The sequence below is a fragment of the Pseudomonas fluorescens HK44 genome, from assembly GCF_000217955.3.
In the GTDB taxonomy this organism is placed as follows: Bacteria; Pseudomonadota; Gammaproteobacteria; order Pseudomonadales; family Pseudomonadaceae; genus Aquipseudomonas; species Aquipseudomonas fluorescens_AQ.
The window spans coordinates 95,169-111,314 of sequence record NZ_AFOY02000018.1 but is presented as its reverse complement, the minus strand read 5'-3'; the positions used below and the strand labels follow the sequence as shown (position 1 = coordinate 111,314).

Genomic DNA, 16,146 nt, shown 5'->3' with positions numbered 1-16,146 from the left:
GATGTTCCGATGACGCCGTCTTTTGCCAGGAAACCGCTCGATGTTATTTGATGGTGCACTGCACGCGCTGAGCATGGTCTTCGAAGTGTTCCTGCTGGACTTGATCCTGTCGGGCGACAACGCGTTGGTGATCGCCCTGGCCTGTCGCGGGTTGCCGCCGCAGCAGCTGCGTCGGGCCGTGTTGATCGGCACCAGTGGCGCCATCGTCCTGCGGGCACTGCTGACCACACTGGCCGGTTGGTTGCTGCTGGTGCCGTGGCTCAAATTGATCGGCGCGCTGCTGTTGCTGGTGATCGCCATACGGCTGCTGACCGAGGAAGAGGCCGGCGAGGAGGGCGATTCGTCAGGCGGCTCACCGCAGACGTTGGGCGGCGCAGTGGTCACGGTGCTGACCGCCGACCTGATCATGAGCATGGACAACGTGGTCGGTCTGGCGGCGGTGGCACAGGGCAGTGTCTTTTATCTGGTGCTGGGCTTGCTGATGAGCGTGCCGCTGCTGATGTTCGGCAGCCTGCAAATCACTCGGTTGCTACAGCGTCAGCCGGTGCTGGTGTCGATTGGCGCCGCACTGCTGGGCTATGTCGCGGGAGATATTGCGGTCTCCGATCCGGTGGTCGTGGGCTGGGTCAACAGCCAGTCACCTGCACTCAATCAAGTGGTGCCCCTGTTGTGTGCGGCGTATGTGGTTCTTCAGGCCCGGATCATTCTTCGGCAACGTGCGCGGTTGCCCAAACTTGCGGTCGTGCAGCCGGTTGCACGTGCGGTCAGGTTTCAGCAGCCGGTCCGCGAACCGGTTGCGTTGCCTCTCGTGAAACCCGAGGTCGTCCTGACTGCATCGCCTGCGCCTTCGATTGACGCGTCCAGTGACGAGCCGCCGCGTCGCCTGTTCGGCAATTACAACGGGCTGGCGACGGTGTTGGCGGGGCTTGCCGGTATTTTCGTGATCAGCGCTGCGTTGTATAGCCTGGTGGGCGGATTGTCCGGTGGCCTGCTGCCCACGCCGCAAAAGGAGTATGCGTACGTCTGCACGGGGGCGAGCACCACCCTTTACTATCGACCCGGCGGCAGTACGATCCGGCTCGTCACGGGCGGCGGTGAAGCCACTGGTTACGTGAGGTACAAGACCATCCTCTGGCAAACCCCGCAGAGGGCCCTCAAGGACCTGCACCTGACGCTCCCCAGCGAGATCGAGAAAACCAGCGCCACGATCGTCACCCTCAATGGCGGCAGCTTCTCGCAGATCCAGTGTGCACGCAGCCTGTGAAGTGATCACCAATGACCTGGTTGCCGCTGCGCTCCGGGCCGGGCATGCTGCTGGTTGAGTTTTTATTCCAACGGCTGCGTATCAGCCCAAACCAGGAGAACACGATGTCCAACACCCTGTTTATTACCGGCGCGACGTCCGGTTTTGGTGAAGCCTGTGCCCGTCGTTTTGCCGAGGCCGGCTGGAAACTGGTACTGACAGGCCGTCGTGAAGAGCGTCTGAATGCCTTGTGCGCCGAATTGTCGAAGCAGACCGAAGTCCATGGCCTGGTGCTCGACGTGCGTGACCGCAAGGCCATGGAGGAGGCGATCGACAACCTGCCGCCGTCGTTTGCCAAGCTGCGCGGGCTGATCAACAACGCGGGCCTGGCCCTGGGTGTAGACCCTGCGCCCAAGTGCGATCTGGACGATTGGGAGACCATGGTCGACACCAATATCAAAGGCCTGATGTACAGCACTCGCCTGCTGCTGCCACGCTTGATCGCCCACGGCCGCGGTGCCGGGATCATCAACCTGGGTTCCATCGCCGGCAACTACCCATACCCGGGCAGCCACGTGTATGGCGCGACCAAAGCGTTCGTCAAACAGTTCTCGCTGAACCTGCGTTGCGACCTGCAAGGCACCGGTGTGCGGGTGAGCAACATCGAGCCGGGCCTGTGTGAAAGCGAGTTCTCGCTGGTGCGCTTTGGCGGTGACCAGGCACGCTACGACGCCACTTACGCGGGTGCCGAGCCGATCCAGCCGCAGGACATCGCCGAGACGATTTTCTGGGTCCTCAATGCCCCGGCGCACATCAACATCAACCGTCTGGAGTTGATGCCGGTGAGCCAGACCTGGGGCGGGTTTGCAATCGACCGCAGTAGCAAAGCGTAAGACCGAGTCGCCTTCATCGCGAGCAGGCTCGCTCCCACATCTATGGTTACCCCCTTTTCTGCAATACTGTTTTTGATGCGTGTTTGGCTTGCTTTCATCTATCCGGCGTCTGTGTGGGGTGGCAACCCCGCGCCTCGATGAGAATCGATGCCTAACGATCCTAATTATTCGAACGGCCTTTCAGCCGTGTGGGAGCTCAGGGTTGTCGTCAGGCCGGTTAGCCGTTCACGTCATCTGTTATCCAGCATCGCAAAACCAGGTGGGTGGTGCTCGGGTGACAGCAGGGTCAGGCGTTCATCGCGGTTGGCCCTGCATCAAATTCAGTGTGGTGGGCCAGCAATCGCCCAGGCGATCCTTGCCAGCTTGTTGGCCAGCGCGCAGACCACATGGTTGGAGTGATGGTGGGCCAATAGCTGCCGGACCCAGTCCGCCAGCCAGCCTTTCTGTCGGTCCAGTTGCATCAGGTAAACACGGGCACATTGGACAAGCAGGCGCCGCTGGTTGCGATCACCTCGCTTGCTGATGCCCAGCAGGACGGTCTTGCCGCCCGTAGAATGCTGTTTGGGTATCAGCCCGATTGAGGCCGAATAGCCTCGGCCGCATTTGAACTGCTTGCCATCGCCCAATTCGGCAGCCAGGACGCTGGAGGTGATCGGGCCTACGCAGGGCATGGTCATCAAACGAGCCGCCAGATCATCTTCGGCGGCCTGGCATTCCACTTCCTTGTCCAGCGTCTTGATCTGCCCATCCAGATAGGTGAAGTGCTCCTGCAACCTCGTCAGAAGTTTTTTGATGGGCACAGGAATTGAACTCGCTTCAAGCCGAGCGGGCAGTTCTTTGATGGGCTTGAAGCCTGTGGCCAGACTGACGCCGACCTCCAAAAGCGCTGCGTGAATCCGATTGACGGTCGCGGTGCGCTCTTTGATGAACGAATCGCGTGTCGAGTTGAGCATGGCCAGCAGCTGCTGAGCCTGGGTTTTGGGGTGTACAAAGCGCATTGTTGGACGAGTCGCCGCCTCGCAGATCGCCTCGGCATCAGCGAAGTCGTTTTTGTTGCTTTTCACGTAAGGGCGTACGAGATGCGGGGCAATGAGCTTGGGCGTATGTCCCAGCTTCGCGACCTCCTGCGCCATGAAGTGGGCTCCGCCGCAGGCTTCCATCACAACGGTGCAGGGTTCGAGATTCATCAGGTGCTGCATGAGCGCCGCACGAGTAAACTTTTTGCGGTAAACTCATGACCACGATCATCTTGCGCGTGTAGATGGAAAGAGTGTTTTCCCAGATCGATGGCGGCAATAGCTACTTTGTTCATGGCAACGGTCTCCGATGAGCCCCCTGCGAAAGCTTAGTGGGCGATCACAGGGGGCGGCGGGGGTAGCCATTTCATTATTTGATCTCTGGTGTTAGCCGATCCCTGTGGGAGCGAGCCTGCTCGCGATGGTGGTCTTTCTGTCAGCCGAAATATTCGGCGAGGCCGCGATAACAGGTCGCCAAATGGTAAGGCGTGGTCGACGGCATGTCCCGGCGGCTGACCGCGCCATCCCTGTCCAGGCACTCGTACCAGCCACCAGCATGCACGAAGCGCTGTTGCAAGGCGTTCAATTGACGCTCAAGCAACGCTTCGCTGTCCGGACGCAAAGTCAGGGCGCGCAGGTATTCTGCCTGGGCCCAGATGCGCTGGGTCTCATCACGAGGTCGGCCGTCCAGTTCAAGGTCGAGCATCGCTCGCACTGCGCCCGTTTGCTGATTGACGCCCAGTTGTTCGGTGAGCGGGAATGCGCGGGTCAGCGAGGCGTGCAGTGTTGATCCGCGCAGCAACGCCGATGACTCCAGCAGGAAGAACCATTCGAATTGATGCCCCGGCTCAAACCAGTTATCCACAGCCCCCAGCGGTTTTTCCATCATCACCCCGTGCTGCGGGTCGATGAAGTGCTTTTGCATGGCCTCGCACAGTGCATTGAGCGAGGCCTCGACCGGGGCGTCGTCGCGTACTGACAGGGTGGCGAGGAACGCTTCGGCCAGGTGCATCAGCGGGTTCTGCAACGGCCCGGACTGGAGCGATGACCAGTCGCGGTCGAGGCAGGCTTCGTACAGACCGTCGTCTGTGGCGAAACGCTGGGCGACGACTTCCAGTGCAGCATTGAGCACCGACGCAACCAACGGCTCACGAACCTTGGCCCAGTAATGGGCGCAGGCAAACAGAATGAAGGCGTGGGTGTAGAGGTCTTTACGCTGATCCAGCGGTGCGCCATGGGCATTGATGCTGTAGAACCAGCCGCCGTGCTCAGCATCGTGGAAATGCCGTTGCAACGAGCGAAACAGCGCGGCGGCCCGCTCTTCGGCAGCCGGTACATCACCGATCAGGCTGGCGAACAGGTACAGCTGCCGCGCGCAGGCCATGGCTCGGTAGCGTTGTGGCGGCAATGGCCGGTGCTCGGCGTCCAGTGCTTCATACGGCAGCGCCATGTCTGCGTTCCAGCCGGGACCTTGCCAGAGCGGCACGATCACGTCCAGGAAGTGCTGCTGCACGGTGGCGAACAGGGTATTCAATTCAGGCTGGGAGGCGGAGCGGGGAGCATCGGGCATTGGCTGGCGTCGTCACGGCAGGAGTGTTTGCGCGACATGGTAGCAGGCCTGAGAGAAGCAGTGTCTGTCCGGCCCTCATCGCGAGCAGGCTCGCTCCCACAATGGAGTTGTGTGCGCAGGACCAATGTGGAGCGAGCCTGCTCGCGATGGGGCCGGTGCTGACAATAGAAAACTCAGCCGGCGAGCAACCAGACTCCGGTTGCCGCTGAAGCAGCACCGGCCAGCCGAACCAACGGCGCAGCGGCTTGCGGCAACACGCGCACCAGTGCGAAACCGGCAGCATGCAGGGCAGCGGTTGCCGCGACAAAACCCATCGCATAAGTCCACGGGCTGGACATGGCCGGAAGCTCCAGGCCATGCGCCACACCGTGGAACAAGGCAAACAGTGCCGTTGCGCCAATCGCCAGGCTCAACGGTGGACGCACCGCCAATGCCACCGCCAGGCCCAACGCGAGCACCGAAGCGGCAATCCCGCTCTCCAGCGCTGGCAGGTTCAAGCCCTCAAACCCGAGCATTCCGCCGATCAGCATGACGCCGACGAAGGCACACGGCAGCGCCCAGCGCGCTGCGCCCTTTTGTTGCGCGGCCCATAACCCCACGGCCAGCATCGCCAGCACATGGTCGAGACCGCCAATCGGGTGGCTGATACCGGCCAGCAAACCGTTGTCGCCATGGCCGGGGTGGGCGAAGGCCAGGGCGGGCGTAAGCAGCAGGGCAGCGGCGGCGGAGATGCGTTTGAGTGTCATGAATAAGCTTCCTTGTTGATAACGCGTGTGGATAAGTTTCAGGCTGCGGTCAGCAACCCCTGGCGCTCGATGAAGGCGATGATTTCTTCAAGGCCCTGGCCGGTTTTCTGGTTACTGAAGACAAACGGCTTACCGCCTCGCATGCGCCGGGTGTCGCTGTCCATCATCGACAGCGATGCGCCTACCAGTGGCGCCAGGTCGATCTTGTTGATCACCAGCAGGTCGGATTTGCAGATCCCCGGTCCGCCCTTGCGTGGCAGCTTGTCGCCGGCCGAGACGTCGATCACGTAGATCGTCAGGTCCGAGAGTTCCGGGCTGAAGGTCGCCGACAGGTTGTCGCCACCGGACTCCACCAGAATCAGATCGAGACCGGGAAAGCGCCGGTTCAGTTGATCTACCGCTTCGAGGTTGATCGACGCATCTTCGCGGATCGCCGTGTGCGGGCAACCGCCGGTTTCCACGCCAATGATCCGTTCGGGGGCCAGCGCTTCGTTGCGCACCAGAAAATCGGCGTCTTCGCGGGTGTAGATGTCGTTGGTGACCACTGCCAGGTTGTAGCGATCACGCAACGCCAGGCACAGGGCCAAAGTCAGCGCGGTTTTGCCGGAACCGACCGGGCCGCCGATGCCGACGCGCAGAGGTTGTGTGTTCATGTGATTCTCCAAAATAACAGGCCCTAGGAACGGAACAGACGGCTGTACTGGCGCTCATGGGCCATGCACGCCAGGGACAGGCCGAAAGCGGCGCTGCCGTAATGTTGAGGGTCGATGCTTGAGGCGTTTTGCTGCGCCTGTTGCAGCAGCGGCAGTAGTTCGCTGGTGAGGCGTTGTGCGGCTTGCTGGCCCAGCGGAAGGGTTTTCATCAACACTGCCAATTGATTTTCCAGCCAGCTCCAGAGCCAGGCGGCGAGTGCGTCTTGCGGGCTGATCTGCCAGGCGCGGGCAGCCAGCGCCCAGCCGAGCGCCAGATGCGGTTCGCTGCGTTGTGCGAGAAAGCTGCGGGCGGCGTCATCCAGTTCCGGCAAGCCGTTGAGCAGTTGCTGCAGGGAATAGCCCATTTGGCGGCTCTCCTGATGCAGCTCGCGGGTTTCCCGGCTGGCGCGGTGTTCCTCACAGCGTTGCAGCAGCTGTGGCCAGTCGTCATTGACCGCGGCGGTGCAATGGGCAAGCAGCAGCGGCGCTTCGAAGCGCGCCAGGTTGAGCAGCAACTGATCGCTGATCCAGCGTTTGGCTGATGACGGATTCGTCACGCGGCCGTTATCCACAGCCATTTCCAGGCCTTGGGAATAGCTGTAGCCACCAATCGGCAATTGCGGGCTGGCCAGACGCAGCAGCGCCCAGGCCGGGTTCACGTGCGTACGCCGAACTGATGCAGTTTCGGCGGATAGTTGAAGTCCTCGTCGCCGTGCCGCGAATGATGATGGCCACCGCCATAGGCGCCGTGCTCCGGCTGGAACGCGGCTTCGATGTTTGCGGTCTGCGCGCCCAGCTGTTCGAGCATGGCTTTGAGCACGTAATCGTCGAGCAGGCGCAGCCAGCCGTCACCGACTTGCAGGGCAACGTGGCGGTTGCCCAGGTGATAGGCGGCGCGGGTCAGTTCGAACGTATTGGCGCAGGTGACGTGCAGCAGTTGTTCGGGGCGGGCACAGACGCGGACGATGCGGCCGTCTTCGGCCGCCAGGCATTCGCCGTCGTACAGTGGCGGCTGCCCGCGCTCCAAAAACAACCCGACGTCTTCACCTTCGGCACTGAAACAGCGCAAGCGACTTTTACTGCGCGCCTCGAAGTTCAGGTGCAACTCGGCGGCCCAGACGGGTTGAGGGTCGATTCTGCGATGAATCACCAGCATTGGAAGGCTTCCAGCAAAGGACAATGCTCAGGCTAGAGCAAGGGGCTTGCCAATCGGCCGAGACGTAGGAAAACCCTGTCAGAGCGTAGAAGATGTTTCTGGATGTTGCGTGATTTGAAGGTGAGCCGGGTGAAGTTGGTGCGTGGCACTCTGGCGCGCACCAAATTACAGCGCGGTTGATTGATCGTTCCCACGCGCAGCAAAGGAATGCCTCCGGTGACGCTTTGCGTTACGCCGTCAAAGGGACGCGGAGCGTCCCGGGCTGTTTTCCACGCGGGAGCGTGGGAACGATCAGCACTCTGCGTGGGAACGATTACTCGGTACTGCCCAGTCCTTGCCAGTGCTTCAAGCCGATAAAGATAAAACGCAGCTGCTGAGTGATCTTCGCCTGTGGCGTCAGGTGCACGGGCAAGGCTTCGGCGGGCGGGTCGATGATGTCGGGGAGAGTGGCGAACACGCTTTTGACGATCAGGTCGGCCATCACCGACAACCCGGCAAAATCGAGGTGTTGCAGTTTGGGCATCAAGGACAGGTCAGCGGCCAGGTCCGAGCTGATGTTTTCGCGCAGTTTGCCGATGGCCAGGCGCACTGGCAGCGAGCCACCATATTGTTCGCGCGCCAGAAACAGGAACTGCGAACGGTTGGCCGCGACCACATCAAGGAAAATTCGTACCGAGGCATCAATGATCCCGCCCATGACGAATTCATTGTGGCGCACCAGGCGGATGGTTTCGCGGAAGGTCTGGCCGACTTCCCTGACCAGTTCCAGGCCTAGCTGATCCATATCGGCAAAGTGCCGGTAGAAACCGGTCGGGACAATGCCAGCGGTTTTCGCCACTTCACGCAGGCTCAGGCTGCCGAATCCTCGGCCGCATTCCATCAGGTGGCGGGCAGCGTCCATCAAGGCGTTGCGGGTCTGTTGTTTCTGTTCGGCGCGGGGCAGCATCAGGAGGCTGACTTCTAATCAAGGACAGCGGCGCACTCTAGCAAATCGGCTTTGCTGGCGTCGAACTTGAGTAAAGGAACGTGAGGCGGGGAGTGCGAGCTACATAAAGTCAAAGCCCGATCCAGGAGATCGGGCTTTTTTCCGGGCCAGCATGGCCTTAGCTCAGACTAGCATTGCGTTCGATCACGCGGTCACCACCACCTTCAGCCAGGGTCTGACCTTGTGGAGTGCGATCGGATCCGTCTGAAGCCAGGGTCTGACCTTGTGGAGTGCGATCGGATCCGTCGGAAGCCAGGGTCTGACCTTGTGGGGTGCGATCGGAACCGTCGGAAGCCAGGGTCTGACCTTGTGGAGTGCGATCGGATCCATCGGAAGCCAGGGTCTGACCTTGTGGAGTGCGATCGGAACCATCGGAAGCCAGGGTCTGACCTTGTGGAGTGCGGTCGGAACCGTCGGAGGCCAGGGTCTGACCTTGTGGTGTCTTGTCGTAGCCGTCCTGAGTGATCAGGCCTTTTTCTTTCAGACGTTCGTTACCATTGGCCCCGTCGGCAACCGTTTGGCTATAAGCCGAATGGCTGAATTTGACTTGCGGGGTTGCCTGCTCGGCAGATGGCAGAGCAAAAGCAGTGCTGGCTAACATCGAAAGGGTCAGGCTAAGCAGTAATTGGCGTTTCATGATGGGCTGCTCCTCGGGAGGGCTATAAAGTGGGTACGAAGCTAATGCTACTCTCGATAAGTCGATATAAAAGTTCATAAAGGCAATGGTAATAATCAACGGAATTGATTGTTCGGCGGAAAGCCTCTAGAACGGACGTTTCCGCGGAACGCTTTTGCACCGAGGTGGGTATTTTCGACTCACTCGCGCGACGGAAAAGTGCGGAGCGGGTAACGGAAGCTGGCTGAGTGGTTAGGAAAACTGGTTTTTTATGCCCGAATGGACGGGGCGTTAAACCTGCGGGGCATTTGCCAGTCGTAATTTCCATAATCCGCCGATTTCTGGCCTACCGTTTCATACGTGCGTCGCAGTTCGGGCGCTGAGTCGTAATCAGGAGCCCTGTGCAATGACGCGCACTCGTAAAATTCTCATTTGGGGTGTCGGCAGTCTCGTGCTGTTGATGGCGCTGCTGGTGGTGATCATCGCGTTCTTCGACTGGAACCGGATCAAACCGCCGCTCAACACCAAAGTTTCTGAAGAACTGCACCGACCCTTTGCCATCAACGGCAATCTGACGGTGGCCTGGAAACGTGAAATCGATGAAGGCGGTTGGCGCGCCTGGGTGCCATGGCCGCATGTGGTGGCCGAGGACTTGAGCCTGGGCAACCCGGACTGGTCGAAAAAGCCGCAAATGGTCAGCCTCAAACGCGTCGAGTTGCGGATCTCGCCGTTGGCTCTAGTGGCGCAGCGGGTAGTGATTCCGCGTATCGACCTCACCGAACCCAATGCCGACCTGCAACGCCTGGCCGATGGCCGCGCCAACTGGACCTTCAAGTTCGATCCGAAAGACCCGAATGCCGAACCGTCCCGCTGGGGGGTAGACATCGGCGCAATCGGCTTCGACAAAGGCCACGTCACGCTCGACGATCAGGGCCTCAACACTCAGCTCGACCTGCTGATCGATCTGCTGGGCAAGCCGATTCCGTTCAGCGACATCGTTGGTGATATAGCCGCGAAGAAAGCGCTGGAGAAGGGCTCGGCGCCGCAAGACTATGCGTTCGCGCTGAAGGTCAAAGGCCAGTATCACGGTCAGAAACTGACGGGTGAAGGCAAGGTCGGTGGGCTGCTGGCATTACAGGACGCGACCAAGCCGTTCCCGTTGCACGCGCAGGTGAAGATTGCCGACACCAGTGTCGAGCTGGCCGGCACCCTGACCGACCCGCTGAACCTCGGCGCACTGGACCTGCGCCTGAAACTGGCCGGCTCCAGCCTGGGCAATCTTTATCCCTTGACCGGTATACCCCTGCCGGCTTCGCCGCCTTACGCCACCGACGGTCACTTGATCGCCAACCTGCGCCAGGCGGACGGTGCGACGTTCCACTACGAGGCATTCAACGGCGCCATCGGCGGCAGTGATATTCACGGCGACCTGATGTATGTCGCCAGCCAGCCACGGCCCAAGCTCAGTGGTGCGCTGGTCTCCAATCAACTGCTGTTCGCCGACCTCGCGCCGTTGATCGGCGCCGACTCCAATGCCAAGCAAAAGGCCCGAGGCGGCGAAAGCAAGCAGCCAGCAGACAAGGTATTGCCGGTCGAGGAGTTCCGTACCGAGCGCTGGCGCGATATGGACGCCGATGTCGAGTTCACCGGCAAACGCATCGTTCAGAGCGAGAAGCTGCCGTTTACCGATCTCTACACGCATCTGGTGCTCAACGATGGTCAAATCAGCCTGGAGCCGCTGCGCTTTGGTGTCGCGGGCGGCAAGCTCGATGCGCAGATCCGTCTGAATGGCCTTGCCACGCCGCTGGAAGGACGGGCGAAGCTGACCGCGCGCGGCTTCAAACTCAAGCAACTGTTCCCGAGCTTCGAGACGATGAAGACCAGCTTCGGTGAGCTCAACGGTGACGCCGACCTCGCAGGTCACGGCAACTCGGTGGCAGCGTTGCTGGGCAGCGCCAACGGCGATCTGAAGCTGTTGATGAATGATGGTGCGATCAGTCGTCAATTGATGGAGCTGGCTGGGTTGAACGTCGGCAATTATGTGGTCGGGAAAATCTTTGGCGACCAGGACGTGAAGATCAACTGCGCGGCGGCCGACTTCGACGTCAAGAGCGGTTTGGCGACCTCCCGGCTGTTTGTGTTCGACACCGAGAACGCGATCGTCTACATCGACGGCACGGCGAACATGGCCACTGAGCAGCTCGACCTGACCATCACGCCAGAGTCCAAGGGCGTGCGGCTGATCTCGTTGCGTTCGCCGCTGTATGTGCGCGGCAAGTTCATCAAGCCGGATACCGGCGTGAAGGGCGTACCGTTGATGCTGCGGGGCGCGGGGATGGTGGCGCTGGGCGTGATTGCCGGTCCGGCGGCGGGGCTTCTGGCACTGGTAGCGCCGAGTGGCGGCGAGCCGAATCAGTGCGCACCGTTGTTGGAGCAGATGAAGGCGGGTAAGGTGCCAAAGACCGTCAAGGGTTGAAGAAGGCACCAACAGCGGCTTTGAGCGCCAATGGCGTTCGCAGCGCCATTAATGCACTGCATGCCTTTGGCGCTTCAGTCTTTCATTTAGTGTATTAGTGCAGTTGGATCTACGTGAAAAAGGTGGGTGTCTACCTTGCTTCCCAGCTTTTCAGTCACCTGGTTTCTGATGGCGTCGTACTTCTCTTCCAGCAGATGGGTAGTCCATAAGAAGGTTTCGGGGTCACCGAGAATAGTCTTTTCGGGGATCACTTGATCGAGAATCGTGATGTCAACGGAGCGGGAAGTTTCGAACGATATTTGAAGTGAAAGGGTTGTTTTGTTTTCGCGGACAATTGTCAGAAGCATGCTGATGCTGAAGGTGGGTTTTACACTGGGTAAGGAGGTGTCGGGGTTGGCGGCGGGAATGTGTTCTCTTTGAGTTTTATTCAATATCGCCTCAATGATCGGGGAATCATCAGGCAGCTGTTTTATGATGGTAAATACGTTGCTAAATTGTTGTAATTGCTCTTCCGTTAATGCGCTGGATAAACCTGTCTTTGCAAGGGTCAACAGGCTCGAAGGTTCTTTCTTGATTCTTCGGTTTTCGAAGCTATTGGTTGCCCAGGAGAAGATGCTCAGGGTTTTTCGGTAAGCATTGAGCTCAGTATCGGGAGTGCTGTTGGCGATCAGTTGTGCCAGTAGGCTGGAATGCAAAATGTCTTTTTTATAGCCCTCGGAATGTGAACCGTAAAAAAGTGTAATGTTTCCGTCGACGAGGTAAATGTCGGGTGTCATAGACTTCATAAAAGCTCCGGGAAAATGAGATGAAAGCGGATTGGCGGGAACGGAGGCCATGAGTACTCATTGGCCTCGGTTTTCATCAATTTACTTGAATGTAATTATTGAAAGCCCGGAATGCTGTCCAGGAAGTCTTCGGCAGCCTGGCCAAGCTTCTTAAGAACGGCAGCACGTACTTGGTCATAGGTATCCACGTTGAGATAAACGGCCGATGCTGCCGATTTTACAGCGGTGGATTGACTGGTCGACTTCCACCAGAGAATGCCCCGAGTGCTTTCCCTGACATCCACGGATGTGCAGTTAAGAATCATCATTGGCGAACCTTCGCGGGTTTGCCAGACTGGCGACATGTCAAACTTGGCTTCATAGCCAATTTTGGCATTGCGATTGTAAATATTGATCAGGCCCTCATTATTTTTCACGCCATCAACGGCTTTGCCAGCGAGCGCCAGCAATTGGGGGGCATTTGCACCCACCAGGCCCTGAAGTATCTCAAAGGCTACAGCATCCATGGAGAGGCCGGTTTTTCTGATGGTTATATCCTTGACTTGGGACGCCTGGGTGACCCAGCCAAGTTTGGCGAGGCTCTCGGTGTAGTACTTGTACCACTCGTGCAGTTGCTTGATTGGGTCATACAGTTGTGTTGCGGCGTTTTGAACTAGCAACTTGCAGTTGTCAACGTCTTTACGGTTTTGCACCGAGACGCCGGGCATGTAAATGTTCATCATTTCCGGACCGACGGTGCCGCTTTCTTTGTTTGGGTCGACCGGTGGGTCGATCAGTGAGCTGAACGCAGCGACTCGAGGTGTAAAGCTCGAAGCTGGTAAAGCAGGAAGCGTATCAAGAAATTCGAGGCGTTGTTCAATGTGCATAAAAAGAGTCCTTGTTGTTTGATTGCAGACTTCTTGTCTGTGATTTGAAATATAAGCAACTGGGATTTTAAGTCGAGCGTGAGTTTGTAACTCGATGATTGCTGCGGTGTGGTTCTGTGGTTGTTAGTTTAAGAGGGCGCTGTTTTCGGGTGTGCATTAAGAATGTGTGTCGTTATTTGACTGCGGTAAGTCTGCTGTTGTTACAATTCGCTGAATATAATCGTCATGTCGCCAGTGTGTCCGCTTCTTAAGTGTGAGTGACAGGCGTGAAATAGCGAGCCGGGAATGTCATAGACTGGTGGTGAAGGTGTCATCTTCGGTGGCGATGCTCGAGATCGACGTCTTGCATCCCCCTTGGGCCTTTTCATCGATCACAAGGTTGTCTGCCCATGTCGCGAGAGACCTCCACGCGTTATCCCTTAGTGCTCGTCCCGGGAATGCTCGGGTTTATTCGCCTGCTGTTCTACCCCTACTGGTACGGGATTATTTCGGCGCTGCGCCGGGATGGGGCGACAGTGATCGCGGTACAGGTTTCGCCCGTCAATTCCAACGAAGTGCGCGGTGAAGAACTGTTGGTGCAAATCGATGAGATATTGCGCGAAACCGGAGCGGGCAAAGTCAATCTGATCGGCCACAGCCAAGGTTCGCTGACCGCCCGTTACGCTGCCGCCAAACGCCCGGACCAGGTGGCCTCGGTGACCTCGGTAGCGGGGCCCAACCATGGCTCGGAGCTGGCGGACTACCTGCACAAACACTGTCCACCCGACAGTGCGAAAGGCCGTGTGCTGAGTGCCTTGTTGCAGCTGGTTGCGTGGTTGATGGGCCTGCTGGAAACCGGTTATCGCAGGCACAAATGGCCGGTGGATGTACATGCCTCGCACAACTCGCTGACCAGCGAAGGGGTCGCGCTGTTCAATCAGCGTTATCCACAGGGATTGCCCGAGACCTGGGGCGGGCATGGGCCGGAGTTGGTAAACGGCGTGCGCTATTACTCGTGGTCCGGGACCTTGCAGCCGGGCAAGACCGACTGTGGTGGCAACCTGTTCGATGGCACCAACCGCAGCTGTCGCTTGTTCGCCACCACCTTCGTCCGTGAGGTGGGACATTGCGACGGCATGGTCGGGCGCTACAGCTCACACCTTGGCACGGTGATTGGCGATGAATACCCGCTGGATCACTTCGACATCGTCAACCAGTCGCTGGGGCTGGTAGGCAAAGGCGCTGACCCGGTGCGATTATTTGTCGAGCATGCGCAGCGGTTGAAGGCGGCGGGAGTTTGACGTGTTGTGCCGCAGAAAAGATCGCCGCTTGCGGCCGCTCAGGGGGATGCGGTCCATGTGAAGCTGCTACAGGTTCGGGCCGCGTTCGGACTATCTTTTATTCAGCTGGCAAGTTGAGGCGCTGACCGGCCATCAACAACGACAAGCGGCTCAGGCTCATCCACGGCGAACCGGCAGCCTGGCCTTTGATTTGTGCGTCGATCCGCTGGGCATCGAGCAGCAGTTGAGCCCAGCGCTGCGCCGAATGGCGTTGCAGGGCTTTGCTCATCAGGGGTTTGCGTTTGTCCCAGACGGGCGGTCGCGCCTGGCTGAAGGCTTTGTCCAGCGGCACACCCTGGCTGTATTGCAGCGACAGGTTGGCCAGTAGCCGAAGCTCTCGGGCCAGCGCCCAAAGAATCACCGGTGGTTCGACGCCTTCGCCGCGCAAACCTTCAAGCATGCGTAAGGCGTGCGCCGCTTCACCGTTAAGAATGGCATCGGTCAGCCCGAAAACATCGAAGCGCGCGCTGTCGGCGACTGCGGCTTGCACCGTTTCGACCGTGATCTGGCCACCTTCGGCCATCAGCTTGAGTTTTTCAATTTCCTGGGCGGCCGCCAGCAGGTTGCCTTCCACCCTTGCTGCAATCAGTTCGACAGCGTCCTGGCTGGCGGCAAGCCCGGCCTGGGACAGGCGTTGACGAATCCACTGCGGCAACTGGTTGGTATCCACCGGCCAGATTTGCACGAACTGGGTCTGCGGGCCTTCGACCAGCGCCTTGCCCCACTTGGTTTTTTGTGCGCTACCGTCGAGCTTTGGCAGGCTGATCAGCAGCAAGGTGTCTTCGGCGGGGCGTGAGCAGTACTCCATCAGCGCTGCTGCACCCTTGTCGCCCGGTTTGCCGGACGGCAAGCGCAACTCCAGCAGACGCTTTTCGGCGAACAACGACATGCTGGCGCCGGCTTGCAGCAGCGTACCCCAGTCGAAACTGGCGTCTGCGCTGAATACCTGGCGCTCGTCAAAACCTTGCTGGCGGGCCGCGACACGGATGGCGTCGGCGGCTTCCTGACACAGCAGTGGGTCATCGCCACTGATGATGTAAACGGGCGCGAGGGTGCCTTGCAGGTGTTTTCCAAGCTGGGCGGGGGCTAGTTTCATAAGACAGGGCGAACGGGGCGCCGGAGCGCCCCGTACGACTTACTCGGTCGGCACTTGCATAGGTGACTGACGCGGAGTGTTCGCTTCAGCTTTACGGGCTGCCTCCAGCGCGTCGGCTTCCGCTTTGGCACGGTCATCGGCAGTCTGTTGCAACTGATCAAGCTGAGCCGGGGTAAGCTGTTGCAGGCGCAGCATCATGCGTTGCACCAGGTCGCGACGCATTTCCTTGCGCACTTCGTTGGCCTCCTGGTCGGAGCCAGTGATGTTGCTGCCGTCGTGGATGAAGACCTTCTGCACTTGCAGTTTGTCGTCGAGCAGGGACAGCTTGTTGTGGCCCACGATTTGATAGTTCAGCACGGTGGTCAGCTCATACTCGGCCGAATGGCCGCCGCCGGAGTAGCTGAGGCTGCGTTGGGTTTCCTGTTCGTTGGTCAATACCAGCTTGTAAGGTGCGCTGGCATAGACTTTGACGCCGCTGCTTTCAAGCACCTGACGCATCAGCGTCACAGTTTCGCCATACGAGTTGCGCGCGCTCAGGTCGAGTTCCCTGATCGCCAGTTCGGCGGTGCCGGTACCGCGCAGCTGGAAGCCGCAGGCGCTCAACAGAACGGCGAGCCCCATCACCAGCAGATTGCGTTTGATCATCTTGTTGCTCCCCTTGAAACCATGTGGGCCGAGCGTGCGACC

15 protein-coding genes and 1 pseudogene are annotated in these 16,146 nt (G+C 59.3%); 4 read left to right on the top strand and 12 right to left on the bottom strand.

The window, feature by feature from the left end; translation table 11 throughout:
• Positions 1-40: 40 nt before the first annotated feature.
• Positions 41-1,264, top strand: coding sequence for a TerC family protein (locus HK44_RS22005; RefSeq protein WP_019691802.1), 1,224 nt, complete (start codon positions 41-43; stop codon positions 1,262-1,264).
• 104 nt (positions 1,265-1,368) lie between these two features.
• Positions 1,369-2,136, top strand: coding sequence for an SDR family oxidoreductase (locus HK44_RS22000; RefSeq protein WP_024265125.1), 768 nt, complete (start codon positions 1,369-1,371; stop codon positions 2,134-2,136).
• Positions 2,137-2,422: 286 nt separating this feature from the next.
• Here the strand turns inward: HK44_RS22000 and HK44_RS21995 are convergent.
• From HK44_RS21995 to HK44_RS21960, 8 genes and pseudogenes are all read right to left on the bottom strand, one after another.
• A pseudogene (locus HK44_RS21995) lies at positions 2,423-3,448 on the bottom strand (IS110 family transposase).
• A gap of 140 nt (positions 3,449-3,588) precedes the next feature.
• The gene (locus HK44_RS21990) at positions 3,589-4,722 is read right to left on the bottom strand and encodes an AGE family epimerase/isomerase (protein ID WP_019691804.1); all 1,134 of its coding nucleotides are present in this window, start codon (positions 4,720-4,722) and stop codon (positions 3,589-3,591) included.
• Positions 4,723-4,895: 173 nt separating this feature from the next.
• Positions 4,896-5,468: a HupE/UreJ family protein gene (locus HK44_RS21985; RefSeq protein WP_019691805.1), complete on the bottom strand. Its 573-nt coding sequence runs from the start codon at positions 5,466-5,468 to the stop codon at positions 4,896-4,898.
• 38 nt (positions 5,469-5,506) lie between these two features.
• Positions 5,507-6,121, bottom strand: coding sequence for an urease accessory protein UreG (gene ureG / locus HK44_RS21980; RefSeq protein ID WP_019691806.1), 615 nt, complete (start codon positions 6,119-6,121; stop codon positions 5,507-5,509).
• Between the two features lie 23 nt (positions 6,122-6,144).
• Positions 6,145-6,819 (bottom strand): urease accessory protein UreF, encoded by a 675-nt coding sequence (locus tag HK44_RS21975; RefSeq protein WP_019691807.1) that lies wholly within the window; start codon positions 6,817-6,819, stop codon positions 6,145-6,147.
• Positions 6,816-7,316, bottom strand: coding sequence for an urease accessory protein UreE (gene ureE, locus HK44_RS21970; protein WP_019691808.1), 501 nt, complete (start codon positions 7,314-7,316; stop codon positions 6,816-6,818). The genes HK44_RS21975 and ureE overlap by 4 nt, the downstream gene beginning before the upstream one ends.
• A gap of 313 nt (positions 7,317-7,629) precedes the next feature.
• Positions 7,630-8,262, bottom strand: a complete 633-nt coding sequence (locus HK44_RS21965) for a TetR family transcriptional regulator (protein WP_019691809.1) — start codon at positions 8,260-8,262, stop codon at positions 7,630-7,632.
• 157 nt (positions 8,263-8,419) lie between these two features.
• On the bottom strand, positions 8,420-8,938 hold the full coding sequence (locus HK44_RS21960; protein ID WP_024265124.1) for a hypothetical protein: 519 nt from the start codon (positions 8,936-8,938) through the stop codon (positions 8,420-8,422).
• A 385-nt stretch (positions 8,939-9,323) separates the two neighbouring features.
• Between HK44_RS21960 and HK44_RS21955 the strand changes: the two genes are divergently transcribed.
• Positions 9,324-11,393, top strand: a complete 2,070-nt coding sequence (locus HK44_RS21955) for an AsmA family protein (protein WP_019691812.1) — start codon at positions 9,324-9,326, stop codon at positions 11,391-11,393.
• 86 nt (positions 11,394-11,479) lie between these two features.
• Here HK44_RS21955 and HK44_RS21950 read toward each other — a convergent pair whose 3' ends face one another.
• Positions 11,480-12,229: a hypothetical protein gene (locus HK44_RS21950; protein WP_141651762.1), complete on the bottom strand. Its 750-nt coding sequence runs from the start codon at positions 12,227-12,229 to the stop codon at positions 11,480-11,482.
• Between the two features lie 44 nt (positions 12,230-12,273).
• Entirely contained in the window at positions 12,274-13,044 is a 771-nt protein-coding gene (locus HK44_RS21945) for a hypothetical protein (protein ID WP_019691814.1), read from the bottom strand.
• Between the two features lie 389 nt (positions 13,045-13,433).
• Here HK44_RS21945 and HK44_RS21940 point away from each other — a divergent pair, with 389 nt between their 5' ends.
• Entirely contained in the window at positions 13,434-14,324 is an 891-nt protein-coding gene (locus HK44_RS21940; protein ID WP_019691815.1) for an esterase/lipase family protein, read from the top strand.
• A 97-nt stretch (positions 14,325-14,421) separates the two neighbouring features.
• Here the strand turns inward: HK44_RS21940 and holA are convergent, their stop codons facing one another.
• The gene (gene holA / locus HK44_RS21935; protein ID WP_019691816.1) at positions 14,422-15,459 is read right to left on the bottom strand and encodes a DNA polymerase III subunit delta; all 1,038 of its coding nucleotides are present in this window, start codon (positions 15,457-15,459) and stop codon (positions 14,422-14,424) included.
• 39 nt (positions 15,460-15,498) lie between these two features.
• On the bottom strand, positions 15,499-16,104 hold the full coding sequence (gene lptE / locus HK44_RS21930) for an LPS assembly lipoprotein LptE (protein WP_019691817.1): 606 nt from the start codon (positions 16,102-16,104) through the stop codon (positions 15,499-15,501).
• Between the last annotated feature and the right edge of the window lie 42 nt (positions 16,105-16,146).

Coding starts and splice junctions, on each gene's coding strand:
- ureE (WP_019691808.1), bottom strand. CDS start 7,316: ATGCTGGTGATTCATCGCAGAATCGACCCTCAACCCGTCTGGGCCGCC.
- HK44_RS21960 (WP_024265124.1), bottom strand. CDS start 8,938: ATGAAACGCCAATTACTGCTTAGCCTGACCCTTTCGATGTTAGCCAGC.
- HK44_RS22000 (WP_024265125.1), top strand. CDS start 1,369: ATGTCCAACACCCTGTTTATTACCGGCGCGACGTCCGGTTTTGGTGAA.
- HK44_RS21985 (WP_019691805.1), bottom strand. CDS start 5,468: ATGACACTCAAACGCATCTCCGCCGCCGCTGCCCTGCTGCTTACGCCC.
- HK44_RS22005 (WP_019691802.1), top strand. CDS start 41: ATGTTATTTGATGGTGCACTGCACGCGCTGAGCATGGTCTTCGAAGTG.
- HK44_RS21945 (WP_019691814.1), bottom strand. CDS start 13,044: ATGCACATTGAACAACGCCTCGAATTTCTTGATACGCTTCCTGCTTTA.
- ureG (WP_019691806.1), bottom strand. CDS start 6,121: ATGAACACACAACCTCTGCGCGTCGGCATCGGCGGCCCGGTCGGTTCC.
- HK44_RS21950 (WP_141651762.1), bottom strand. CDS start 12,229: ATGGCCTCCGTTCCCGCCAATCCGCTTTCATCTCATTTTCCCGGAGCT.
- HK44_RS21965 (WP_019691809.1), bottom strand. CDS start 8,262: ATGCTGCCCCGCGCCGAACAGAAACAACAGACCCGCAACGCCTTGATG.
- holA (WP_019691816.1), bottom strand. CDS start 15,459: ATGAAACTAGCCCCCGCCCAGCTTGGAAAACACCTGCAAGGCACCCTC.
- HK44_RS21940 (WP_019691815.1), top strand. CDS start 13,434: ATGTCGCGAGAGACCTCCACGCGTTATCCCTTAGTGCTCGTCCCGGGA.
- lptE (WP_019691817.1), bottom strand. CDS start 16,104: ATGATCAAACGCAATCTGCTGGTGATGGGGCTCGCCGTTCTGTTGAGC.
- HK44_RS21955 (WP_019691812.1), top strand. CDS start 9,324: ATGACGCGCACTCGTAAAATTCTCATTTGGGGTGTCGGCAGTCTCGTG.
- HK44_RS21990 (WP_019691804.1), bottom strand. CDS start 4,722: ATGCCCGATGCTCCCCGCTCCGCCTCCCAGCCTGAATTGAATACCCTG.